General features: G+C 39.1%; 22 protein-coding genes. 21 read left to right on the forward strand and 1 reads right to left on the reverse strand.

What is annotated here, in order from left to right; genetic code table 11:
• The first annotated feature begins 9 nt into the window (after positions 1–9).
• The 7 genes from PRIP_RS17650 (at position 10) to PRIP_RS17960 (ending at position 13,248) form a co-directional block, all read left to right on the forward strand.
• Complete coding sequence (locus PRIP_RS17650) at positions 10–306, forward strand: hypothetical protein (RefSeq protein ID WP_036100799.1); 297 nt, start codon at positions 10–12, stop codon at positions 304–306.
• A complete protein-coding gene (locus PRIP_RS17655; protein ID WP_036100800.1) occupies positions 290–520 on the forward strand; it encodes a hypothetical protein in 231 nt (76 codons plus the stop codon). Before PRIP_RS17650 ends, PRIP_RS17655 begins: the two co-directional genes overlap by 17 nt.
• The gene (locus PRIP_RS08445) at positions 517–1,824 is read left to right on the forward strand and encodes a glycosyltransferase family 2 protein (RefSeq protein ID WP_036100801.1); all 1,308 of its coding nucleotides are present in this window, start codon (positions 517–519) and stop codon (positions 1,822–1,824) included. Before PRIP_RS17655 ends, PRIP_RS08445 begins: the two co-directional genes overlap by 4 nt.
• A gap of 124 nt (positions 1,825–1,948) precedes the next feature.
• Positions 1,949–6,616 (forward strand): SpaA isopeptide-forming pilin-related protein, encoded by a 4,668-nt coding sequence (locus tag PRIP_RS08450; RefSeq protein WP_052008819.1) that lies wholly within the window; start codon positions 1,949–1,951, stop codon positions 6,614–6,616.
• A gap of 1,025 nt (positions 6,617–7,641) precedes the next feature.
• Entirely contained in the window at positions 7,642–10,152 is a 2,511-nt protein-coding gene (locus PRIP_RS08455) for an immunoglobulin-like domain-containing protein (protein ID WP_036100802.1), read from the forward strand.
• A gap of 137 nt (positions 10,153–10,289) precedes the next feature.
• Positions 10,290–11,255, forward strand: coding sequence for an immunoglobulin-like domain-containing protein (locus PRIP_RS16245; RefSeq protein WP_052008820.1), 966 nt, complete (start codon positions 10,290–10,292; stop codon positions 11,253–11,255).
• A gap of 13 nt (positions 11,256–11,268) precedes the next feature.
• The gene (locus tag PRIP_RS17960) at positions 11,269–13,248 is read left to right on the forward strand and encodes an immunoglobulin-like domain-containing protein (protein WP_052008821.1); all 1,980 of its coding nucleotides are present in this window, start codon (positions 11,269–11,271) and stop codon (positions 13,246–13,248) included.
• A gap of 399 nt (positions 13,249–13,647) precedes the next feature.
• On the opposite strand, the gene PRIP_RS08470 is transcribed toward PRIP_RS17960, so the two are convergent.
• Positions 13,648–14,283 (reverse strand): cyclic nucleotide-binding domain-containing protein, encoded by a 636-nt coding sequence (locus PRIP_RS08470; RefSeq protein WP_036100803.1) that lies wholly within the window; start codon positions 14,281–14,283, stop codon positions 13,648–13,650.
• A 244-nt stretch (positions 14,284–14,527) separates the two neighbouring features.
• On the opposite strand from PRIP_RS08470, the gene PRIP_RS08475 reads away from it, so the two are divergent.
• The 14 genes from PRIP_RS08475 to PRIP_RS16255 form a co-directional block, all read left to right on the forward strand.
• Entirely contained in the window at positions 14,528–14,794 is a 267-nt protein-coding gene (locus PRIP_RS08475; RefSeq protein ID WP_036100804.1) for a DUF3116 family protein, read from the forward strand.
• 272 nt (positions 14,795–15,066) lie between these two features.
• The gene (locus PRIP_RS08480; RefSeq protein ID WP_149023792.1) at positions 15,067–15,516 is read left to right on the forward strand and encodes a cyclic nucleotide-binding domain-containing protein; all 450 of its coding nucleotides are present in this window, start codon (positions 15,067–15,069) and stop codon (positions 15,514–15,516) included.
• A gap of 220 nt (positions 15,517–15,736) precedes the next feature.
• Positions 15,737–16,387 (forward strand): hypothetical protein, encoded by a 651-nt coding sequence (locus PRIP_RS08485; RefSeq protein ID WP_036100806.1) that lies wholly within the window; start codon positions 15,737–15,739, stop codon positions 16,385–16,387.
• A 66-nt stretch (positions 16,388–16,453) separates the two neighbouring features.
• Positions 16,454–16,921, forward strand: coding sequence for a DUF4352 domain-containing protein (locus tag PRIP_RS08490; RefSeq protein WP_149023793.1), 468 nt, complete (start codon positions 16,454–16,456; stop codon positions 16,919–16,921).
• A 19-nt stretch (positions 16,922–16,940) separates the two neighbouring features.
• A complete protein-coding gene (locus tag PRIP_RS08495; RefSeq protein ID WP_036100819.1) occupies positions 16,941–18,215 on the forward strand; it encodes a nucleotide sugar dehydrogenase in 1,275 nt (424 codons plus the stop codon).
• Positions 18,216–18,256: 41 nt separating this feature from the next.
• Entirely contained in the window at positions 18,257–19,480 is a 1,224-nt protein-coding gene (locus PRIP_RS08500) for a glycosyltransferase family 4 protein (RefSeq protein ID WP_052008822.1), read from the forward strand.
• Positions 19,434–20,672 (forward strand): glycosyltransferase family 4 protein, encoded by a 1,239-nt coding sequence (locus tag PRIP_RS08505; protein WP_036100808.1) that lies wholly within the window; start codon positions 19,434–19,436, stop codon positions 20,670–20,672. The genes PRIP_RS08500 and PRIP_RS08505 overlap by 47 nt, the downstream gene beginning before the upstream one ends.
• 2 nt (positions 20,673–20,674) lie before the next feature.
• Entirely contained in the window at positions 20,675–20,944 is a 270-nt protein-coding gene (locus PRIP_RS08510) for a hypothetical protein (RefSeq protein ID WP_036100809.1), read from the forward strand.
• The gene (locus tag PRIP_RS08515; RefSeq protein ID WP_149023794.1) at positions 20,871–21,359 is read left to right on the forward strand and encodes a hypothetical protein; all 489 of its coding nucleotides are present in this window, start codon (positions 20,871–20,873) and stop codon (positions 21,357–21,359) included. The genes PRIP_RS08510 and PRIP_RS08515 overlap by 74 nt, the downstream gene beginning before the upstream one ends.
• Positions 21,360–21,599: 240 nt before the next feature.
• Complete coding sequence (locus tag PRIP_RS17670; RefSeq protein ID WP_241434131.1) at positions 21,600–22,022, forward strand: ABC transporter permease; 423 nt, start codon at positions 21,600–21,602, stop codon at positions 22,020–22,022.
• Positions 22,023–22,424: 402 nt separating this feature from the next.
• A complete protein-coding gene (locus tag PRIP_RS08525) occupies positions 22,425–23,261 on the forward strand; it encodes an ABC transporter ATP-binding protein (protein WP_052008823.1) in 837 nt (278 codons plus the stop codon).
• A gap of 86 nt (positions 23,262–23,347) precedes the next feature.
• The gene (locus PRIP_RS08530) at positions 23,348–24,211 is read left to right on the forward strand and encodes a hypothetical protein (RefSeq protein ID WP_036100811.1); all 864 of its coding nucleotides are present in this window, start codon (positions 23,348–23,350) and stop codon (positions 24,209–24,211) included.
• Between the two features lie 17 nt (positions 24,212–24,228).
• On the forward strand, positions 24,229–24,606 hold the full coding sequence (locus PRIP_RS08535; RefSeq protein ID WP_036100812.1) for a hypothetical protein: 378 nt from the start codon (positions 24,229–24,231) through the stop codon (positions 24,604–24,606).
• 454 nt (positions 24,607–25,060) lie between these two features.
• The coding region (locus PRIP_RS16255; protein WP_159101530.1) for an immunoglobulin-like domain-containing protein at positions 25,061–26,760 on the forward strand (1,700 nt) is incomplete at its 3' end.

The following is a 26,760-nucleotide window of genomic DNA, read 5'->3' on the forward strand; positions in this document are numbered from 1 at the left end:
GTGATTACAATGGTTCAAAAAGCAACACGCGAAGAAATGAATGAACAATTTATTGAGGACCAATTTTTTGAAAAAGGGCATGGTGTATTAAAACTTAGGCAGATTATAATGACAGTTTTAGCTTGGATTGGCTTTTTTGTCCCATTTATCTTGGTTTTGTTTCCGATTTTGTTTATGCGTGAGCGAGTAATTATATTTGAAGCCTTCCAAACCGTGCTGCGAATGTTCCGGATACTAAGCGTTTTTTTTTATCATTTTGTCCTGTTTGACAATCATTATATTTGTGTGGATGACATATCGAAATAACAGAAGATATACAGAAGTACTTGGAAAGACAGTCACATATAATGAAGAAAAAGTAGCAATTAGAAAGGCAGCCATCGATCAATTTGCAACGGAACGCTTTGGTAGTAAGGCTGCTCGTGAGACGCAACGATTTACTTCTATCCCTGAAGAAAAGAATCTTGACACAAGCACGATTTCTGATATATACGAGGAAAAAGGGGTGCCATTACAATGAATCTTACTATTATAGAAACAGGCAGTCCGACGCTAAATATTTTAGTGACTTGTTTATTTGTTATTTTACTTACGTATCCGATTTTAGGTGGATTCGCTTGGTTTATCGGTGCTTTTTGCTACACTTTTGTATTTAAACATAAGCAACGAGAATGGATTGATATTCCGACTGAAATTGAGCCTTTTATTACAATTATGGTACCCGCACACAATGAAGAAGTTGTTATTGAAGATACAATCGAATATTTGATGAACCGGCTGAATTATACGAACTACGAAGTGTTAGTAACCGATGATGGTTCTACAGACAGTACACCAGAAATACTAGCACGACTAATGGAAAAATATAAAAACTTACGCGTTGTCCGGATTGAAAAAAATAAAGGCAAGGCGCATGCTTTTAATGTCGGCATCAATTTTGCAAAAGGAGAACTTATCTTGAGTAACGATGCTGACACAGTTCCCGAACCGGATGCGTTATGGAAATACGTCAATTACTTTATTCAAAAAGAATCCCGTAACATCGCGGCAATTACTTCTAATATGGACGTGCAAAACCGCTCCACACTTGTCGGGAAATCGCAAACCGTTGAATTCTCAAGTATTGTTGGTATCATAAAACGAACGCAAACGAGTGTGTTTGGTACTATTTACGCGTATAGTGGCGCCAATACCATGTACCGTAAAGATGCCTTAATTGATGTCGGGATGTTCCGTCAAGACCGTGCCACAGAAGATATTAGCATTGCTTGGGACCATCAGTTTTCTGGCTGGCTTTCGATTTTTGCCGCAGATATCATTTTCTTCATGGAAGTTCCCGAAACGCTAAATATGCTTTACAAGCAACGTAAAAGATGGGCAAAAGGCGGAACAGAAGTGTGGCTAACGAATTTCCGTCGCGTCTTTTTACATCCATTTCAAAATCTTGGTCGAACCGCACTGTTTGTCGATCAAACGTTTAGTATTCTATGGACGTTCTTTTTCTGGATTTCGACGATTCTATTCTTAGGACGATTCCTGTATTTGTTATTTGCCGGAAGTACGTCAGACATCCTCTTCATGCTTGCCGTTGCCTTCGTATTTGTCTGCTTCGAAATGTTAGCTGGAGCCTTGCAACTACTCGCTTCCTTAGTAATTGATGACAGAGGACGCAAAATCAAATACTTTATGTTCGCCCCACTATACATGCTTTTTTACTGGATGATGAATGCTGTTACCATATTAATGACGTTCATTCCAGCGGTAAAAACAATACTAGGATTTGGAACTGGTGTCTGGGTTAGCCCAGAACGCCGCCAAAAATAACAAAAAAGCCGAGATGTGTCTTCATTGAACGCAATCTCGGTTTTTTATGTAAATAATATTACCTTTACGGGTTTCGCCAATATGTATCAGGGTATAGTTTTTTTAGAGAAGAGGAGGGGGATTTATGAAGAAAATTTTATTTATGACGCTTATTAGCTTTCTCGTTTTGCAGATGGTAGCACCTTACATATCAAAAGCGGTAGACACTGAAAATAGTGGTGCAAAAGACGCGTTGACACTATCGAAAATGGAGCAAGTATCTGGAGAACAAGCAAATACCTATGATTTCACAATTCATGGTCACATCACTAACACCGAAGCAACAGAAGTAACAAAGCATATCGACGTATCTGAAAACGTCACATTGTCTGTTAAAAAAGATGGTCAAATTTTGGACGCTCAGAACAAACAGATTGCTACATACCAGATAGCGGACAATACCATTCAAATAAAGCTACCAGCCAAAACCGATACAGATATCACATTTACCGTGACAACCAAATATAAAGAAGCGCAACCAACGAAAGAAAAAGACACAGTCACATTCACGACAGAAACGAGCAATTTACAAGATGAAGTAACGCTAACCAAAACCCCTGAAAAACAGCAGCCCGAAACGCAAGAACCTGCCGAACAGCCAAAAGACAATGTAACTAAGCAAGAACCAAAAGCAAATACAAAAGAAACAAAGAAACCAACGGAAAAACCAGCCATACAATCAAAAGAAGCGACACAGAATAAACTAGCAGCTGACGAACCACAAGATGTTAAAGATATTTTTGCTTCGTTAGGCTATTCAGATGAAGACGCTACGATTTTGACTGGCATGGACATCACCTATTTTGATCCAGACGGCAATCCAGTAGATAATCCTGAAATAAATGATACAGTGCACTTTGCTTTCACTTGGGCGATTCCAGATGACGTTGGTGCAGAAATTAACGCAGGAGATTACTACCGCTTTGAAATGCCAGATACGATTAAAATTGTACAAAACCAAGACATCTCACTTGGCGAATATGGTACTGTAGAAGTCCGCACAGACGGTACCGTGACCTTCGTCTTCACAGATGCCGTTCACGAACATTCCAATGTGCACGGAACGGTCGAATTTGACACGCAACTAAATGAAGACGAAATCGACGGACCTGGCGATATCACTATCAAAATCCCATTTGAAGACAACTTACCAGAAATTGATGTCAATGTTAAACCAACCGTTGATTCCACAATTGATAAAAGTGGTTACTTTGACAAAGAAGTAAACCCGGACTACGTTAATTGGCAAGTAGACATTAATAAAGCGCTAGACACGATTGATACAGCACGCGTCAATGAAAATTTCCCACCAGGTTTGACATATCAATCTGTAAAAGTTTACAAAGTCCAAGTCGATTTAAAAGGCGAAGTATATGATGATAGCGAAGAGCTAGTCACATCTGGCTACACAGTCGATGCAAACGGCAATGTCACATTCACCACCCCAATATCTGATGCTTACCGTCTAAAATACGTGACAAAAATTGATGATGACGTTAAACCAGAAAAAGGTGGCAATGTAGCATTCGAGAACAGCGCTACGTTAGTTGCAGATGGCACCGAGCTACCCGCAAAAGCATCTGTCACTGCCTATTACGGTAAACTTCTAACAAAACAAGCAACCAACTATAATCCAAGTGACCAAACCTACCAATGGAGCGTGAAATACAATTACGGCGAAAAAGAAATCGCTACAAATGATGCCCTTATTCACGATACATTTGGAAACAGTCAAATGCAGCTCGTTGATGGCTCCGTCCAACTATATAAAGTAACCTTTGCCCCAGATGGCACAGAAATACAAGGTGATCCGCTTGTAGAAGGCGTAGATTACGAAATTGTTCCAACAGCGACTGGATTTGACATTCAATTTTTACATCCCATTGACTACGCTGTTAAAATCACCTACAAAACCTCCATGGACGGCATTGTGGACTCTAATTTGACGATTAATAATACCGTGACAACTGATTCCGGTGAAAGCAGTGACTCATCCGGTGGCGTCGAACAACAAAATGTCATCAAAAATATTGCTAATGTCGATTATGATACCAAAGAAGTAACATGGAAAGTCGATATTAATCAGAACCGCTACGAAATGATAAACTGGCAAATGACAGACCAACTAAGCCCAGGCCTCACATTCCAAACAGGTAGTTTTGTTATGAAAGATATGGTAGACGGCAATACACTTGTCGAAAACCAAGATTACACGTTAACATACGATGAAGCAAACAATCGTTTTACAGTAGCGTTTATAGGCACTTACGCAAGAACCGATCATAATTTCCAAATCACCTACGTAACAGACTTTAATACGAGCGTGGATGGTGTAGACGATCCTGATAGAACGTTCCCGAATACCGCGACAACTACTTGGAGAGATGGATCTGATCAAGACCACTCCAGCAGTGACGGCGCTACATTCGACCCTAGCGACGCAGCCAAATATGATGGCTTTAAAAGCGGCAGTTACAATGCAACGACTTCCCGCATCACCTGGACAATCGGCATCAACTACGATGTCGGCGAACTCAAAAATGCCCAAGTTTCTGATCCAATCCAAGGAAATCAGCAATACGTTGACAACTCCGTTAAAATTTATCACTACACCGTAGAACCAGACGGCACAGTCGTCAAGGGCGCGGAAGTAGACAATTACGGCGATTTTGTCATTGACGAACCATCCGAAGCAAACAACGAAACATTGACAGTGCGCTTTCCAAACGATGAATCAGCAGCCTATTTAGTCGAATTTAAAACATCCTTAGCAGGCCAAATCGTGATGCCAACCTACGATAACGACGCAGTATTTAGCAATGACACTTACCCCGAACACCATTTGACAGCCGAAGTCTCTGTCGCTAACGGAGGCGATTTTGTCACAAAGAATGGTTATCAAGATGAGAATGGTTTTGTACACTGGTCCGTCACAGTCAACCCAAGTCAGTCGACAATGAACGATGTCGTAGTCACAGACACACCATCATCCAACCAAGTCATTGATCCTAACTCCATCGTTGTTTATCGCACAGTCGTAAAACCAGATGGCACAATCGTTAAAAGCCCCTATTTACCGCTAAAAGAAGGCACGGACTACACTGTAACAATAGAATCCGATCCCGTCACTGGCCAGCAAGAAATGAAAGTCGCATTCCTGCACCAAATCGATTCTTCCTACATTATTGAATACCGCGCTTTCGTATTTATAAAAGACGAACCAAACCAAAAAGTAACAAATAGCGCCACTGTCTCCGGAAACAACGAAGTCACAATCAACGACGGCGATAATTCTAGTGTAGACATTGTCGTTCTAAATGGCTCCGGCACAGCAGTTGGCGAGGCCGGAAGTATCACCTTTGAAAAAGTAAACGCTCAAGGACAGCCATTAACAGGCGCCCAGTTCCAACTTTGGGATAAAAATAAAGCCCTCGTTTTAAGAGAAGGAACAGTGGATGCTACTGGAGAATTGGTATTTGGCAACCTACCGTATGGTGACTACATCCTCCAAGAAGTCAAAGCACCCGCAGGCTATACAATCAGTGACGAACTGGCAACAGGTAAAACAGTAACCGTTGACGCAAACACCTCTGCAGCAGATGCGACGCCAATAGAAATTGTTAACACACCAAATAAAGTCACCCTAGAAAAAGAAGGACCAAACAGTGAAGTACTAGCAGGTGCTCAGTTCCAACTCGAACAACAATTAAATAACGAGTGGATACCAGTCGAGACAGATCCCCTAATCACAGATGCCACTGGTAAACTAGAAATTGACGGCTTGTTGCCAGGCAGCTATCGTCTCATCGAAACGGTTGCCCCGTCAGGCTATATCGTTGACACAACACCAATACCATTTGACATCACAACCAATGACGCAGGCCAAATTCCAGACGTTGCACTAGACCCATTCATCAACTACCAAGGAAGCATAGAAGCCATCAAACAAGACGACACAGGCAAAAGCCTAGCAGGAGCAATTTTTGAAGTAAAAGACCAAAATCAAATCGTCGTTAAACGCGTCGTATCCGGAAGAGACGGGCATATAGAAGTAGCCAATCTAGCTCCCGGAGACTATCAACTAGTAGAACTAAGAGCACCACGCGGCTACATTAAAAATACGGCTCCCGTTCCATTCACCATTCCAGAACAACAAGCAGGAAAGCCAGAAACCATTCAATTAGGAGCCCTTATCAATTACCAAGGCAGTGTCCAACTAACCAAGAAAGACCCAAACAATAACACACTAGCAGGTGCCAAATACGCATTATACCAAGCAGATGGCACACTTGTAGACGACCAACTCACAACAGACAAAGCCGGGATCATCAAAAAAGACCATCTAGCTCCAGGTAGCTACTACTTCCAAGAAACAAAAGCACCACAAGGTTACCTGTTAAACAAAGCAAAAATCCCATTCGAAATCACAGCCGAAAACAACGACAAACCAGCAATTATCCAATTAGAAGCTGTAAACAAGCCAATGGACAATAATCCGCCAACCCCACCAACTCCACCAGTTCCTCCGACCCCAACGGATCACGGACAAAACGGTGGTCAAGGAAGTAATAGTGGAACTGGCACCAACCATAGCAACCTGACATCCAATCAAGCAGTAATCGACACACAACAAGCCAACACACTACCAGAAACTGGCGATACAAATACGAGCTTGTGGTGGATTATCATTGGCCTCATCTGCATCGGACTTGGCGGAAGATGGCTATTCAAGCAAACGAAGAAAGCCGACTAGTAACAAGGCGAAGAGACCAACACGTAGAAAGGTATCCTTTTCTATGCGCTGGTCTTTTTTTTCTATGTATCAAAACAGACTATTTGGTAAAAAATGCGCAGCTACGGCAATAAACGCCAATCTAATCCAATATGTCACAGATTTGTAAAAAAAAAACTGGAAAGGTGCATAAAAGGCGCCCATCAAAAAGAAAATCCTAGTGTATACTTAGTGACACATTCTTTAAGTTTGACTCAAATAATTATTGTCTGACGTTTTGTTTTTCCAAAAAATTAGTCATAACAATAACAGCACACGATGGAAAAGAATGTGGCAGTCAAGTTTTGTTTAGTTAATAAGAGGAAAGGAGAACGTACGTATCAATCTAGCCATTATAGAAATAACGATAAGCATTCCATTAGCTACAGTTATTTCTTAATGCAATGTATGTCTAGTAGCAAAAAAGCTCCAACTTATCAATTATAGAAAAAGCATTATCAAAAATTTCCTCTTTTAATAATGCGATCCTCTTAGTAAAAAATGACAAGTTTTTCCGAAGGAAATATATACCGTTTTGAAAACTAAGGTAGGAGAACCAATGCTTGCTAACATGAGAAGCGGCACTCCCATTTTTTGCGCTTAACAAAATATACAAAATAAACCCAGATTAATGTGTAAAAAACACACAGTTTTATCAAAAAAGTAGTATATACTATGACTTGTCATTCCGGTTTTCGATGAATAACAAAGAAAATGACACAGAGGTATAGACATCATATCAACGAAAGCAATAGGCTAGCAGATATACTTCTACCATTTAATTTGTAAAGTAATAAAGCATTTCCTTTTTGTTGGAATAAATATACTTTTAAGATTAATCAATTATTTTATTGATGCCACAACATAATCGAAAAAAGTGTTATCTATTCTACTCAAAGCCTTGCGATATTACAGGGGAATCGAAGCACTATGGATAGAGAGGAATGAAAAATAACCAAATGAGGACTTTATCCATTCAAACACACAAAAAAAGGAGAACATAAAACATGAAAAACAAACTAATGAAGAAAGTGGCAGTAGGGGCACTAACAACAGCCGTTGTAGCAAGCCAATTAGCAACAACAATCCCTTACAACGTATTCGCAGCAGAAACAGCACCACAAACACAAGCAACACAAGCAACCGCAACTCAGTATTATACAACCATAGGTGGATTGGACGGTCGCCAAATTTCCATTATACATCCAGACTCTACAACGATTTCAGGCTATGTACAACCAGGCGAAACAATAGAATTCTATAGTGATGACTACTCGGGTGCAGAGGTAGTAGGCTCGCCATCATTTAAAGTATCGGCAGTAGGGAATAGCACAACAGGTGCCTTCTCGGTAAACATCCCTAAAATACCAGAAAATGCTGTAGTCAATGTAGAAATGAGTAATCGACCAAAGAACGGTCTTAAACTACGCTCTGTAACAGCCAGTGATGGGGTTTATCATTTCGGCGGTACTACAATTGACCCGCTAACAACAAATTCAACAACAATATCTGGTATTGTAACACCATTTGGCGGCGCGTGGATTACATTGGCAGACGGATCATCTTTACAAGCATACTCAGGTGCGGACGGCAGATATTCGGCAACGATTCCGAAACAGCCAGCAGGAGCAGTAATTGAGGTGGATAACTTCTACAATCCAATGCATAATGACAAGTATGATAATGGTTCTGAATCATTAGATGTAAAAACTACTGTAATAGCACCAGACACAACAAAACCAGTGATCACAGCAAGCAACAAAACCCTAACAGTAGGCGACAGCTTTGATCCAAAAGCAGGCGTAACAGCAAGCGATGACACAGACGGTAACATCACCAACAAAATTGCTGTAACAAGCAACAACGTAGACACATCGAAAGCCGGCACATACAGCGTAACATACTATGTTACGGACGCAGCAGGCAACGTAGGCACAAAAACAATCACAGTAACAGTAAACGAAGCCCCAGACACAATCAAACCAGTGATCACAGCAAGCAACAAAACCCTAACAGTAGGCGACAGCTTTGATCCAAAAGCAGGCGTAACAGCAAGCGACAACAAAGATGGCAACATTACAAGCAAAATTGCTGTAACAAGCAACAACGTAGACACATCGAAAGCCGGCACATACAGCGTAACATACTCTGTTAGCGATGCCGCAGGCAACGTAGGCACAAAAACAATCACAGTAACAGTCAATGATGCACCAACATCTGGAACAATCACAGCAAACGACTTCACTATCGGTAAAGACGGTTACATCAAAGGCGCTATCACAGGCGATGTAGCAAGCATCAAAATGATCATCAACGGTAAAGTATACAGCCCAAGAAACGTACAAAGCCCAAGCAACTACCAATACTATGTCGCTGGTCAAATTACATCTGTCAACGATGCCGTAACTATCGTTGCGTATGACAAAAATGGCAAAGAACTAGACCGCGCAAACGTGAACGTGAACAATAACCAAGCAGAAGTAGGAACTATCACAGCGAAAACATTCACCATTGGTCAAGACGGTTATGTACAAGGTAGCTACACAGGGAAAGCAGCCAAAGTAGGCCTACTTGTAAACGGTAAAGAACTAAACAACATCTCTATCTCAGGTGGAAGCTACCGTTACTACGCAGGTCGTTACATCACATCTGCGAACGACGACGTATACGCTGTACTTTACGATGCAGACGGTCTTGAAATGGCACGCGTTAAAGTAAACGTACAAAAAGCAGCAGACAACACATCAGGAACAGTTACAGCTAAAGATTTCACAATCGGCGATGGCGACAGCTATGTACGCGGAACGATTTCAGGCGATGTAGCGAAAGTAAGCACAATCATCAATGGTAAAGAAGGTTCACGCATTTCTGTATCTGGCGTTAACTACCAATACTATGTAGGTAGCAAAATCGCTTCTCTTAACGACAACGTAACTGTAGTAGCTTACGATGCCCAAGGAAAAGAACTAGACCGCACAACAGTTAACGTGAAAAAAGCAGAAGTACCAACAGCAGGAACAATCACAGCTCAAGATTACCTTGTAGGTGGTTATGACAAATACATCTATGGAACAACAACAGGCGACGCAGTAGTCGTGAAAATGATGGTGAACGGTGCATTAGTACCAGCACAACGTGCCGTAGACGCTGACGGTTCATACAAATATTATGCAGGCGATAAAATTACATCTATTAACGATGTCGTAACAATGATTACGTATGATGCCAAAGGCAAAGAACTAGACCGCACTGACGTAAAATTAACGCAAACAGCAGGCACATTAGCAATCAACCCATATACACTAGGCGACAGCTACCTAACAGGAACAGCAACAGGTGACGTAGCGAAAGTCCAACTACTAGTAGACGGTGTTGCAAAATCAACAGCATTTGTAAAAGATGGCGCATTCTCTTACTATGCGAAGAGCACGATTACATCTAAAACAGGTAACTATGTATTAGTAGGTTTAGACGGTACAGGTAGAGAACTAACACGTCAAACAGTTACTGTACAATAATCTACCCGCAATCAAAAGGCAAATAGAACAATAAAGAGACAAAAAATGTTAGAGAAGTGTTAGCGCTTCTGCGCTAACACTTCCTTTCATACATTAAAGGAGAGCATAAAACATGAAAAACAAACTAGTAAAAAAAAATGGCAGTAGGGGCGCTAACAACAGCCGTTGTAGCAAGCCAAATAGCAACAACTATTCCTTATAACGTATTCGCAGCAGAAATAACATCAAAAACACAAGCAACACAAGCGACAGCAACACAATACTATACAACCATACCTAGACTCGGAGATCGCAAAATTTCCGTTGTACACCCAGATTCAAAAACAATTTCCGGATATGTACACCCAGGTGAGATGGTTACGGTACATAGTAACGATGGAGTAATAATGGGTACTCCGAAATTCTCAGTATCGACTGTAGCAGATAGCGTAACAGGCGCATTTTCTGTAGCAATTCCGCAAGTTCCAGAAAACGCCATCGTTCAAATAGATCTAGGCACTGATCATAGTCTGGGAGCTATCGTTCGCTCTGTAACAGCAAGCGATGGAGTCTATCACTTTGGTGGCACTACAGTTAATCCATTAACAACGGATTCTACAACGGTATCAGGCCTTATACCACCATACTCTGGCGCAATGATTACATTAGCAGATGGAACAACATTAGAAGCATATTCAGGTGCAGATGAAAATTATTCAGCAACGATTCCAAAGCAACCAGAAGGAGCAGTAATCTATGTTTACAAAGACTACAACCCAGTCGATAATGACGAGTTTCCTGCAGGAGGCCAATCAAACAATGCGCAAACTACAGTAACAGCAGCACCAGCACCAGATACAACTAGCCCGGTCATCACAGCAAGCAATTTATCCCTACAAGAAGGCACAAGCTTTAATCCAAAAGCAGGCGTAACAGCAAGCGATGATACAGACGGCGATATCACAAACAAAATTGTTGTAACAAGCAACAACGTAGATACATCGAAAGCAGGCACATACAATGTTACTTATTCCGTAACAGATGCCGCAGGTAACGTAGCAACAAAAACAATTAACAGTTACAGTCTACAGACAACTTTCTATCGACACAGTAAAATCCACTGATACACAAGTGGTTATGCACGGTAAAGCAGGCTCCCAAGGACGTCTATTTAACGACGAAACAGGCGTTAAACTTGGTGCACGTTTCACATTTGATGCAACAGGCACATATGTATTGAAACTAGGAAGCCCACTAGCATCAGGTACAAAACTCAAAGTATGGTACACATACAATCAAACCGCAACTTATAGAACAACTGTAGTAGACGCAACAAAACCAGTCATCACAGCAAGCAACCAAACATTAACAGTAGGCGACAACTTTAATCCAAAAGCCGGCGTAACAGCAAGCGATGACCTAGACGGTGACATCACAAGTAAAATTGCCGTAACAAGCAACAACGTAGACACAAGCAAAGTAGGCACATACAGCGTATCTTACTCTGTTACTGACGCAGCAGGCAACGTAGCAACAAAAACAATCACAGTAACAGTTAAAGAAGCACCAGACACAACGAAACCAGTCATCACAGCAAGCAACAAAACCCTAACAGTAGGCGATAGCTTTGATCCAAAAGCAGGCGTAACAGCAAGTGACAACAAAGATGGCAACATCACAAGCAAAATTACGGTAACAAGCAACAACGTAGATACATCGAAAGCCGGCACATACAGCGTAACGTACTCTGTTAGCGATGCAGCAGGCAACATAGGCACAAAAACAATCACAGTCACAGTCAAAGAAGCACCAACATCAGGAACAATCACAGCAAGCGACTTCACTATCGGTAAAGACGGTTACATCAAAGGCGCAATCACAGGCGATGTAGCAAGCATTAAAATGATCATCAACGGCAAAGTATACAGCCCAAGAAACGTACAAAGCCCAAGCAACTACCAATACTATGTAGCCGGTAAAATTACATCTGTCAATGATGCAGTAGCTATCGTGGCCTATGACAAAAATGGCAAAGAACTAGACCGCGCGAACGTGAACGTGAAGAATAACCAAGCAGAAGTAGGAACTATCACAGCAAAAACATTTACCATTGGTCAAGACGGTTATGTACAAGGCAGCTACACAGGGAAAGCAGCCAAAGTAGGTCTACTTGTGAACGGTAAACAACTAAACAACATCTCTATCTCAGGTGGAAGCTACCGTTACTATGCTAGCCATTACATTACATCAGTCAACGATGATGTCTATGCCGTTCTTTACGATGCGAGTGGACTTGAAATGGCACGCGTTAAAGTAGCTGTACAAAAAGCAGCAGACAACACATCAGGAACAATCACAGCAAATGACTTTGCAATTGGTGATGGCGACAACTATGTGCGTGGAACATTCACTGGTGATGTAGCCAAAGTAAGCATGATTGTCAACGGTAAGGAAGGTACACGTATTTCCGTATCCGGAGGGAATTATCAATACTATGCAGGTAGCAAAATTTCTTCTGTCAACGACGCTGTAACAGTAGTCGCATACGATGTTAACGGTAAAGAACTAGACCGCAAAACAGTCAACGTGAAAAAAGCAGAAGTACCAACAGCAGGAACAATAACAGCCCAAGACTATCTATTAGGTGGCAATGATAAATACATCTATGGAACAACAACAGGCGACGCAGTAGTCGTGAAAATGATGGTGAATGGTAAACTAATACCAGCACAACGTGCCGTAGACGCTGACGGCTCATACAAATATTATGCAGGAAGCAACGTTACATCTATCAATGATGTCGTAACAATGATTACGTATGATGCCAAAGGCAAAGAACTAGACCGCACAAACGTGAAATTAACCCAAACAGCAGGCACATTAGCAATCGACCCATATACACTAGGCGACAGCTACCTAACAGGAAAAGCAACAGGTGACGTAGCGAAAGTCCAACTGCTAGTAAACGGCGTTGCGAAATCAACAGCATTCGTAAAAGATGGCGCATTCTCTTACTACGCAAAAAGCACGATTACATCTAAAACAGGCAATTACGTATTAGTAGGCTTAGACGGCGCAGGTAGAGAACTAACACGTCAAACAGTTACTGTAAAATAATTAGCAGAACACCTAGAAACATACACGATAACCAGTAAGTAAAAAACTATCGACCTACGGCATTTCCTTCTTCTCGTAAAGAAATGCCCAATAAGTCGATAGTTTTTACATGATTGCGAGGAGTAACGATAAATGTGGGTAAATAATACAGTTTATTACACTCTCGTAGCGGTATTTTCGGAAAATAGACATAAAAATTAACCTATTTAGATGGTATAATGGAATTGTCCAAAGCAGTGCTTCTCGTACGCTGCTTTGTGACAACCTTTCATTTTTTTAGTAACCTAACAATTCTTTTTTTGGAGAAGAGGAGAAGGATAGCATGTACGTTGATTGGGGAACCAACATACATGCTATCCTTTTCTGATTGTATTGAAAGTTGCTTTATTCATTTTATGTTTACAAATTTGCCACTCTAATATACAATTTATTTGCTGTCCGTTTTACTCTATCCTTCTCTTCTAAAATATCAAGTTTCTCATTTAGATTTTTTCGAGAGACGTTGCCGTAATTCGCAAGCTTGCTCTTATTAAGGTACGACGGAATTTCGACATACTCATCCTCGTCATCGCTCGCTAAATCCAAAGTATCACAGAAGCTTTGCAATGTGTAAGTAATGCGAGGCTCTGTTGGTAAATCATGTTTCATTAATTCAAAACATAGACCAGAGGAATTTCGCAATACAGAAGCAAGCAACCATTCCATATAAGAAGGCTTATTAGCAGCAAAATTCAAGAAGAATTCACGGTTAACAAACGCTACTTCCATGTCCGTATTTGCTATAATTTTTAGTTGATTTTCAATACCGAGATTAAACGGCGAATGATAGATAATATGACTATTAGTGAAAAAATGTAGAATTTGAGAATTCCTATTTTCCAAGTGAAGTGTACCTTCCAAAATGATTAAAAAATCACTATATAATTTCCGATTATCAATGACGCTTTTTTGATTCACTTTTTCGATAGTAATCCAGGTTGAATTTGGGGTATTTTGCATTAAATCTTCTAAGATAGCAAGCGTTTGATTTGTCATTACGATCACTCCTAAGAATTTATAATCTAATTATAGTCCTGAAAAATGAGGATTTCATAGTAGAATTGTGAGGAGAAATTAAGAATCTCGTCATTTTTCTCGTTTTTGCCATAAAAAGTAGGGAATTTGTTATATCTTACATAAAAAAATGTGTATTTTCTACATAGGCGAAGGCCAACTTTCTGGTAAACTAAGGTGTATCTTGCTTGATAACTAAAAAAGTAGATACGGAGGTGTCTAAGAAGTGTACGACATACCAGATAACACAGAAGTGTTTGAAGTACTAAAGGCAGTCGAGGACCCTAAGTTTTCCTTTATGTCTTTGGAAATAGCGCGGGAGTACAACCTTAGTGTTCACATAAGCCGCAATAGACTATTGTATACACTGTACTGGTTAGAAAATCAAGAATTTATTTTACGCAAACAAAATGTAGAAAAAGCAGGGAAACGTTACTTTATAACAGATTTAGGAATGAATTTATTACGTACATTAGAACTAGAAATGCGATAAAAGTAGCTAAATGTGATAAATTCGTCAATAAAAAAAGGAACGACCGAATAAAAGTTACACACGTTGGTATTAGAAAAAAGATATAATGTGATAGTACATTGACGGGAGTTAGAAGGGGGACAAGGCAATGGATAAATTAGAGAAAGAAATGGTCACAACATTGAACCAACAAAAATTAAAAGAAAACTGGGTTCAGTGGCTTACATTAACTGAAAAAAAAAGTAGTACCGGCAAGATTGCTACGTGATAATATTCTGTTTATACAAAAGGGCATGATGCATATAGAAATCGAAGTAGACAAAACCGCCCATATTTTTGCTTTCATGCAATCTGAGGATATCGTATATCCAAGTTATTTCAACGATTCGAGCAGACAAATGCGCGTTGTAATTGATAGTTATACCGAAATTATCTCATTCAATCAAGAGTTTTTCTTAAATTATGCAACGATGAAGCCTGTATACATGGAATGGCTGTCCGATAAGCTGGATAAAAATTTAAGCAAGTTTTTGTATGAAAGTACGAAGCCAAGAAAACAAGATAACATCTTAACAAATTTAGAATATGTCAATAAAGTGATGCAAGATGAACTGCAGCAACCCAACATCGAAATATTTGATTTGTTTTCAAAGCGTAAATTAGCCTCTTATTGTCATCTATCAAGATCGACATTTAACAGCGAAATTAAGAACTTACAAGAAAATAACCTAATTGTGGAATAAGCTTAACACATACCGACACCGAGAACGATATAAAATTGTCAAAAATGCAGACTTAAAGTGTATAAATGTTACATGAAGTTCGAAAAAAAGGTGCTATAATGTTTCATATAATGGCTATTAACGATGTAAAATCTTCCTAAATTCGAAATGGCTAAGAGATTTAACCTCACTTTTTTATAACTACCTTGCAAAAAAAAATTCAGGAAGGAGTATATTCTTGATGATACCTGTTGACAACCAAGAGTTGATCGATTTTATGGAACAACACGGGGGATTACGACAAAAATATAGCCCTCGAACAAAAATATCTAATTTAGAAGAAAAAATTATTATTCTTCTAACAGGAGTTATGCATCTGGAGGACGGTAAAGAAAAAGAACCATTCATCCTAACATATCTCAACGATAATTACCTACTTGATTTACAGATATTGAAAGCAGAGCATTCGAAGGAAATATTTTTTAGTAGCGATACGGAAATAGAAGTCATTGAAATGAATAGAAATAAGTTTTTCGAGCTTATTAAACGGAAAGCTTCGTTGTTGGAATGGGTTGTCGTGTCCAACTCTAAGATAGTTTCTAAAATATATACGGAATCTTCTAAATTTTACATTAATTCTACATTGAAAATTATCCGTAGTTTTCGAAGTTTGCTAGAAGAAAATATCTTAGTAGCTGATGAAAAAAGAGACGGATGGTATAGAATGCTACCATTCATGACACGCAGAAACTTAGCAAGCTATTGTCAATTATCCAGAAAAACATTAGGACAAGAACTAAAATTGTTAGAAGAACAAGAGCTACTAGTTTGGGATAGTAAAGGTATGTTTGTAAACGCAGAAAAGCTTGAAAGAGGTGATAGCAACATTTAGAACTATAAAATACTCACAATGGTACTGTGTACAAAAATAAATTTTAAAGAAATGGACGTGCAAACATTGAAAAAAACATTGAAGAAAATTGCTACAGGATGCGTTATCGGAGTTGCAACAGTTGGATTATTAGTAGGTTGCTCGAATTCAGCAGACACTAGCAGCAAAACAGAAAAAGCAGAAGCAAAAGTAACGTATGAAAAGCAAGATGCTAATAACTTCCTTATTAATATTGAGAATGTAGATGTTGCTAAATCACAAAACAAGAAAAATAAAGCTATTATCACTGTAAGCATCAAAAATAATAGCCCTATAACACAAGATATTGGAGCGCTTGACTTCCAATTCAAAGCAGGCAATAAAACATATGATATTGATCCAGACGCAAATGCATTTGGTGAGCCAGTAAAAGCAGGACAAACCATTAAACGCGACATTACTTTTGCATTAGCAGACACTGTTAAAAAAGGTACTCTAATGTATACACCAGCGAAGAAAAGCCTAGCTAATTGGGACGTTAAAATAGAGGAATAAAGAAGAGAGGATGTTCAATTTGAAAATCACTGTATTAGGTTTAGGTTATATCGGGCTGCCCACAGCAGTCATGTTTGCCAACCACAAGCAAGACGTTTATGGAGTAGATGTCAATCCACACGTAGTGAATGAATTAAGCCAAGGTCGTGTTCATATTGAAGAGCCTGGCTTACAAGACGCGCTCAACCAAGCATTACAAAGTGAAACGTTCCATGTAGGTAAAGAAGTAACGCCATCGGATGTGTTTATTGTTTCTGTACCAACGCCAAATAATGACGATTTGTTGAAATCATGTAATCTTGATTATGTTAAATCAGCAGTGAACATGGCGCTACCAGTCCTTGAAAAAGGCAATACGATTATCGTAGAGTCCACTATCGCACCGCGTTCTATGGAAGATCATGTTAAGCCAATTATCGAAGAAGCAGGTTTTCAGATTGGTAAAGATATTTTCTTAGTGCATTGCCCAGAGCGCGTTTTACCTGGACAAGTGCTACACGAATTAATTTTTAATAATCGTATTATCGGTGGTATGACGCCAGCATGCATCCAAAAAGGTAAAGAAATTTATGGTATTTTTGTTAAAGGTGAGCTAATTGAAACAACAGCCTCTGCTGCCGAAATGTCTAAATTAATGGAGAACACTTATCGCGATGTAAATATTGCTCTTGCCAATGAGTTAGTAAAAGTATGTAATGAATTAAAGATTGATGCATTAGACGTTATTGATATGGCAAACAAGCATCCTCGCGTTAATTTACATTTACCAGGACCAGGTGTCGGCGGACATTGTTTAGCAGTAGACCCGTATTTCATCGCTGCCGAAGCGCCAACCGTATCCCCACTAATTCAAACAGCCAGAAAAATTAACACAAGCATGCCAGAATTCGTCATTAAAAAAGCAGAAGAAGCATTAGACTTCCAATTCGATAAAAAGATTGTCGTGATGGGACTAACATACAAAGGCGATATTGATGACATTCGTGAAAGTCCAGCAATGGAAATTTACGAGCAATTAGTCGCAACTTCTCGTTATCAAGTTGTTGCGTATGACCCGCATGTAAAAGCTGCGTTTGTGGAAACAGACCTTGAAGCTGCATTAAACCAAGCTGATCTAGTCCTGATTTTAACGGACCACAGTGAATTTCAAACTTTACATCCAAAAGATTTTGCGAATACCAACCATGCGCATATTATTGACACAAAAAATATTGCGAAGGATTGCTATGGATATGATGGATACCACCACTTGGGAAATATTTCAGAGGTTGGTCAAACCTTCGTGCACGCTTAATAAAACATAAAGGATGCGACCAATGAAAAAAAAATGTATTGATGATTACTCAAAATTTTTCTCCCGAAATCGGGAGCGCTGCTAATCGCATGAAGGGCGTTAGTGAGAATTTGAGTGACAATTTTAATGTAACCATTTGGACGACGAATCCTCAATATCCTCAAAAAGAAATATATCAAGAATCAGACTTTCAACAAGAAGAACTGAGAAATGCGAAAGTAAAAAGAGTTCAAACAAAGAATAAGCGTTTTGAAAAGATCTTTTTCTTTCGCTTTTTGCTATACCTGGAAGTGCTATGGAAGCTTTTACGCTTCGTATGGAAAGATGACGGTCACTACGACATGATTTTTGTCAGTACACCGCCGCTTTCGATTCCGCTTATTGGTTTGGTTGCTAAAAGAAAATATAAAGCAGAACTAATTGTTGATGTCAGAGACTTATGGCCAGAGACGCTTAAAGCAATCAAAGGTTTATTTACGCGAATTATTCGTTACTTAGCATATCCAGTTGAAAGACTGATTTATCTTCGAGCTGATAAGATTATTGTTAACAGTGAAGGTTTTATTGATTATATAAAAAGGATTGTCGGCGAGGATAAGGAAGTCTACTTTGTACCGAATTCATTAACAAAAAATGAGTTAGAGCAAGAAAGACAAGCACCTTCCAATGAGGCTATTACTATTATTTATGCTGGCAATTTAGGTGTGGCGCAAGATTTAACAACTTTTCTTTCTCTTGCTAGGACTTTTAAAGAAAATACGAAAATTCACTTTTTAATTATAGGTTACGGCATTCACTATGAAGAAGTGCGCCAAGAAATTATGCAACGTGAACTTTTTAATGTGGAATTGAAGCCACCAGAACCGCGCGACAAAGTTTTTCAGCGATTGTTAAAAGCAGATATAGCTTATATGGGACTAGACAGACATCCTGTTTTTCAAACGGTTATACCGGGGAAAGTCATTGATTACATGGGTGCTGGTTTGCCAATTATCGGTGTAACATCAGGATATTCGAGACATATTATTGAAGAAGCCGAGGCAGGAATTGTCCTGGAAAATGAAGCTGATTTTGATATGTTAGAAAGTGTAGTGAACCAATGGATCGATTCACCAAAATTACGTCATCAATATGGGCAAAATGGTAAAAATTTTGCCATCGAACATTTTAACTGGGAAAACAACAGAAAGCAATTAGAAAGGATAGTTGCACAAACCGATGAAAAAACGAGTGACGATGTTTGTTTGGAAAGAATTTCAAAATGATGCACATATATTACGGGAATGTACGGCACTAACCGAGGCTGGATATGAGATTCAATTATTAACATTAGGTCAGGAAAAAACGACAGTAGAAGAGCGAACTAACCAGTTTGAAATTCGACACCTGGGTTTTCAACTTTTCAATCTTCCAAAACAATGGCACAAAATCATGCTATTATTACTCCTCTTTGTGACCATTTTTTATATTCCTCTTTTAGCTATTTGCTTCATAGGCACTTACTTTGTGCTCTACAAAACGAAAATGAAATATGTTGTTCGCGATGTAACGCTAGCTATCAAGATGATTTACTGGGGAATAAAAGCAGATGCCACGGTGTATCATGCGAATGATTTAAATACATTATTTCAAGCGGTAGTATGCGGAAAATGGATACGAAAACGAAAAGTCATTTTTGACTCCCATGAAGTGAATCGTAACCGCACAGATGATGAGTCGATGATGTATCCATTAGTGGAAAGCTTCTTAATGCGATATATCGATGCTTGCATTTATGAAAATGACACACGAGCACGATTGATTGAAAAATTATATCATTTTTTTCCGAATGTGGTTTACAACTATCCTTGTTTACCAACGCATAGGAATCCAGTTAATTTACACAACAAATTAGACTTACCAGAAGATGAGCTGATTTTACTTTATCAAGGTAGTCTGCAAGAAGAACGAGGGCTTAACAAACTACTTGATGCCATTCCTCATATCAAGAGCGGCACCATCGTATTCACTGGAGAAGGTCAAATGAAACCATTTTTAATTGAGGAAACCGTACGTAGGGACTTGTCACACCGCGTCAAGTTTTTACCTAAAGTTACTATAGAACAGCTACCAGCATACACAAGTAACGCGTACATTGGATTCCAGTTGTTAAGTGATACTTATTTTACACATTACTCAGCCGCGCCGAATGAACTTTTCGAATATATTATGGCTGGTGTACCTACTGTGGCCAGTGATTTTCCAGAAATAAGAAAAGTAGTAAAAAACGATGAGATAGGGGTGATTGTGAAACCAGACGACGCGAATTCCATTGCTAGGGCGGTTAATCTATTAATTGACCAGCCGGAACTACGCGAAAAAATGCATCAGAATACGTTTCGAGCCAGAGAGAAATATAACTGGGCGAATGAAAAGATAAAGTTCTTGAGAATCTATCAAAGGCTAATAGAGGTGTAGATATGCAAGATTACAAACAGAATCAAAAACTGTCATATCAAAAGAAGCAACAGCCAGTGCAAGAAGAAATAACGGGAGAACTTGAAAGAATACCATCAAAACCAGTACAAGAAACAGTAGAATCATTGAAATTAGAAAATGAACATCTAAAAAAGCGATTACTAGAACAAACAGATCACGCAAAACAAGTGATGACACATGCACAAAAAAAATCTAAAGAAACAATTAGAAGAACAAATTCACGAAGAAATGTTATTACGAGCGAAACTTGAAAAATTAGAATATACAAGTGAAAACCAAAAAAAGACAATGGATCATTTGAATCGCAAACTAACAAGCTTAGAGGCAAAGCGTCAAGCATTGATAGCAGAAAAACAACAGCTACAAAAACAACTTCGATGTGAAGAGATGCTGATGCAACAAGTAAAAGCCGCCAAAACAGAACTCGCTGATTATAAATTTAAAATCATTACATTGATAGACAGCGAAAAAGAACCATTAATAGATATTCAAAAAGAAAATGAAGAACAATTAAAAATGCTTGGGCAGCAAGAAAAAGAACTAGTATCCCTCAGAGCCGAGCGCGATTATTTCAAAAATCGTTACAATCAAATCATGAAAACTAGAATTATGGACTGGATTGGCAAGTATTGGCGAATAAGGAAGAAACTACGATCAAAAAAATAAATAGAGAATTCTCAGATGAGAAGCACACTGTTTGCCAAATCAAAATTGACTTTAAAATAAATGGTCCGAATGATCGCTATCTTAATATGTCCTCATATTTATAGATGCGAAATAAGAAAGGATGAACCATAGTGATAGAACAAGCATCGATACAGCTAGGAGAACCTTTTTTTTAAAAAAAGTTCATCTACAAATTAAACCGATGTCGAAAGACCTGAGCAAAGAAATGAGGTTTAAGCTTTGAAAATTTTAATCGATTGGTGTCACACTCAATTTTCCAATTATGGGAAAGTTTTTCGGATTGCAAGTTTCGAAAAAAAGGCAGCACATCAAAGTCATTTTCTAGGCTTATTTTGGGAATTTTTAAGTCCTACCATTCAAATTGTTATTTATTATTTAATTTTTGGAATGCGCTTAGGCGGAAGACAGATGATGGAAAATGGTGTCCCGTATATATTTTGGATGTTTATTGGAGTTATCCCATGGTTCTATATGAGTTCTAGTATAAACACTGGTGTCAATTCTATTAGCTCCAATTTGAATTTAATTTCGAAAACGAAATTCCCGGTAGAAATACTGCCAACTATGTCAGTTGTTCGTGGGTTAAACGGTTTTTTTCACGATGATGGGGTTATTTCTTTGTTTATATATTGGTACAGGTAATTTTCCTGATATTTACTGGATTCAAATTATCTATTATTTTTTCGCGATGATATTATTAATGGTCGCACTGGCAACACTCAACTCAGTCATAGCGCTTATATTCCGAGATTATCAATTAATTGTTAGTTCGACGATGCGCCTACTTTTTTTTTGTTTCGGGTGCGGTTATTAATATTTCAACACATCCCGAGTCGTTATTGACCAGGCTGTTCATGCTAAATCCGATTGTGTACATTGTTGAGGGGTTTCGAGATGCATTACTTTCACGAGCATGGATGTTTGATCACATCTGGTGGAGTGTCTACTTCTTTGGTGTGACGCTCCTGATTTTACTAGCCGGTGTTTACATGATGAATAAATATAAAAACTATTTCGTGGAGTATAGTTAAGGAGAATAAAAAAATGGAAAGTATTTTAAAATTGGAGGAAGTTGAAAAAATATTTCAGCTTGAACGTAAAAAATTAAATCATTTATGGCGTAGGCCGTTCCAAAAGCGCGAAGCTAAGTTATTCCAAGCGCTAGAAGATATATCTATGACTGTCTCTAAAGGAGAATGTATTGGTTTTGTCGGACTAAACGGGTCGGGAAAATCAACACTTGCTAACATTATTGCTGGCCATTTGTCCCCAACTACAGGTGTTATAGAGCAAAAAGGAACTGTCTCCTTGCTAGCTATCGGCTCAGCATTAAAGCCTAATTTGACAGGGGTAGAAAATATTCGTTTAAAGATGCTAATCATGGATTTTAAACCACTAGAAATTGAAGAACGAATGGAACAAATTATTCAATTTACAGAACTACAATCATTCATTAATCAGCCAGTGAAACATTATTCAAGCGGCATGCGCGCAAGACTAGGGTTCGGTATCGCTATTCAGACGAACCCAGACATCCTAATCATTGACGAAGCCCTTTCTGTTGGTGATTCAAGCTTTTATCAAAAATGTTTAGACGAAATAGAACGCTTAAAAAAAGATGGTACAACGATTTTCTTCGTCAGCCATTCATTAAAACAAATTCGTGAAACCTGTGACAAAGCTATCTGGTTACATTTTGGCAAAATGAGACTTTTCGGGGATAGTGACGAAGTGTGCCTAGAGTATAGCAAATTTGTCCATCATTTCATGAAAAAAACACCCGTAGAAAAACAAATGTACCAAAAAGAACAAATTGCAAAACAAAAAAGACGCTCTTTAAAAAAAACCACGATTCGGCGAACAAAAATTACCAATAGCTAGTTTTACCTCGCTATTTCTTATATTTCTTGTAAGTGCCGCTAAAATACTAGGTTTATGGTAATAGAAGCGCGAAAGGATAAGATAAAATGACAGTCGCATCACAAAAATTGAATGACAATGCAAAAACGCCTCTACACGGAGCACATATTAAAAATAACTCGGATACACTTGTTATCATTTTTCAAGGCGTATTTACAAAGACAAACGAAGCATATGCTACCAATATTATAGAGGGGCGTATTCCTGATAAAGATGTCAAAAATCTGCACAGCTATTATCACTTTATGAAGGTTTCCGAAAGAAATGATACGCGTGACTATTTATATTTAGAGGATTATTATTCGCGTCTTTACGGCTGGTATGCATTTGATAATGGTAAATTTATATACGAAGAATTAAGCAACGAATTAAGTCATTTCATTGATGAACATGGTTATAAACATGTCTATGTTGTTGGCAGTTCCAAAGGCGGTGTCGGAGCAATTTTAATGGCACTCCACTGTCCACAAATCACCCGCGTATTCACAATGGTTCCGGACGTAAGAATTTCGACAGACGGTTTTGGTGAGAGCGGAAGAAAACTTTTTTTCAATAAGGACGAGCTATTTGAAAAGCGTGTCAAAACATTGTTTGAAAGTCCGGATGTTTTTAAAAACCTAGAAAATCGTAAAAATAAGCCTGAATTCTTCTTTTTCACAGGGGTGCGAGATTATGGTTTTAGACCAGTGACGAATTTACATCAAACATTGAGAGAAGAATATAATGTGGAGAGCCATTTACTAATTATGCCGACACCAGAACCACACAGTCCATTAATCAAAAACCATCCTAACTTGATGAACTACTTGATCCAAAATATGGACAAAGAACGTTTATGGGAAGACGACGAATTCACTTCAGTATCACCAAATGCCCATATCGCAACATATAAAACAATTGGAATGAAATAAAAAGTGAGGTTAGAGATATGAAAAAAGCATTACTGCTAAGTAGCGCTGTCCTAGCCTTAGGAACAACGCTAGCAGCATGCGGAGCAGATGAAAAAGCATCTGGGGAAAAAGCAACAACGAAGAGCGCACAAACAGCTAGCGCTAAAGAAAAAGATCAACGCCAATATTACGTGCAGACATGGTCAGATGACTGGAGAGGTCTCCAAAGTAAAATTAAGCATGTTACAAGCGTTAAACTATCAGATGCAACCAAAACATCTATGAAAATTACAGATGACGGTGTTCTAGGCGTTAAAATCCACGTTGAAAATACATCGGCTAAGGATATATATTCTTTTTTTAACAAAGCAACCTTTAATCGCAGACGGCAGAGAATACCAAGTGGCAGCAGATGACAGTATTAATGGAACAGCATTAAAGCTAGGCCAAAATCAAAAAAAAAGACGTCTTACTTAATTTTCATATCCCTAAAATGAGCAAATTCGATCAATTCGATAAGGTCACCTTGAAATGGATAACAAGTGACCAGAGCGATATAAACAAAGTCGATGATACCAACTCCAAAAAACGAAATGCTAATCTACCTTTAAAAAAATAGAACAAAGTTTTGAGCCACCTGTTCACATGGGTGGTTTTTTACTAGTTATAGAAGGGTGGCATTACATTACACACTTGGCTTGTAAAAGGGTTACATATTTTTGTTGGTTTTTGCTATCTTACACGATTAAGACTGTAAACAAATGTTCTTATATTCGAAGCGCCGTTGTATAGAATAAACAAATACTAAAAAAAAATACATGATATATTAGTTACTAGTGAATTAATATTATACAGAAAAGAGTGATGCACTTGCTAAAAAAAGAAGGCCCAACTAATTTTAAGAAGAGCGTGAAGGCGGCCTCGGCAATGATTTTAATAAGTGGACTAGTAACATCCTCATTGCCACTTTGGAAAATAACGACAGAACAAGTAAATGCAGCAAGTACGCAGACTAATCGTGTACAAGCTGATTCAGCAGTTATAGCGCTTGTAAACGGTGACTTTGAAAACCCTGTCGTGACAACGAAATCCCACTGGAAAACTTTTGATGCGAATAGCGTACCCGGTTGGAGAACCACTGCGAGCGATAACCTTATTGAAATTCAAGAAAACGGCTTACCCAAAAGTAGTCCATCTATCTCAGGAAACCAATGGGCGGAATTAAATGCGTATGAAGTCAGTGCGTTATATCAAGATATCCCTACGACACCAGGCGTAAAAGTACGCTGGCAAGTATACCATAAAGGACGCTACGGGGTAGACACAGCGGTGGTTGAATTCGGAGCCCCTGATGGTCCAATGGCGCAACAAGCTGAAATGGTGGATAATAAAGGGACATGGGGACTATATACAGGTGAATACACGATTCCAGAAGGCCAAACGACAACGCGCTTCCAATTCCGCTCGGTCAGTGCCGCAGGTGGAGACCCAGCAGCAGGGAATTTATTAGACAATGTCCAATTCGCGACACAATCCGTACTCGATATAGAAGGTAGTTTTGCACAAGCCAGCACGAAGGTCAGACAAGGCGCAGACTATACGTTGCACGTGACGAATGTGGGCGGGATGCCAGCAGCTAATAACACGATTTCGGTACAAATTCCAACGGCACTGAACTACACAGCGGGTTCACTATCTTCGGCAAACACGACGATTTCCAATGAGAATTACGATGCCACGACGCGCACCCTCACGTTTAAAATCGATGTATTGAAAAAAGATGCCACAGCAGATATTACGATTCCAATGACAGGGACAGCCGTGACAAATGCTGCTACACCGAGTACGAGCGCTACCTATAACGATCAAAATTTTGCGGATACGTATACGGCGGAGGCGACAGATGATGCCATCGCGGTCACGAGTAATGAACTGCCAGTCATTACGGGAGAAGCACAAACAGTCGTACAGCCAAACACCACATTTGACCCGATGCTTACGATGGCAGCGACAGATAAGGAAGATGGGGATCTTACGACTCGTATTGTTGTTGTCTCGAATCCAGTAGATACCAGCAAATCAGGTGCATATGATGTGACCTATGAAGTGACAGATTCTGATGGCAACAAGGGAACCTTTACACGTCATGTTATTGTCGAAGAAGCCCCAGTCATCACAGGAGAAGCAACGACGAAACTGAACCCAAATAGCACATTTGATCCAATGAGCATGATGCAAGCAACAGATAAAGAAGACGGAGACATTACAGCAAAGATCCAAGTCGTGAGCAATTCAGTCGACACAAGTAAGCCGGGTAACTATGAAGTAACATACGAAGTAACCGATACTGACGGAAACCAGGCGACATTCACTCGTACAGTCAAAGTGACAGAAGCCCCAGTCATCGCAGGAGAAGCAACGACGAAACTGAATCCAAATAGCGTATTTGATCCAATGAGCACGATGCAAGCAACAGATAAAGAAGACGGAGATATCACAGCAAAGATCCAAGTCGTGAGTAATTCAGTGGACACAAGTAAGCCGGGTAACTATGAAGTAACATATGAAGA

Source organism: Paenilisteria riparia FSL S10-1204 (genome assembly GCF_000525995.1).
Taxonomy (GTDB): Bacteria; Bacillota; Bacilli; order Lactobacillales; family Listeriaceae; genus Listeria_A; species Listeria_A riparia.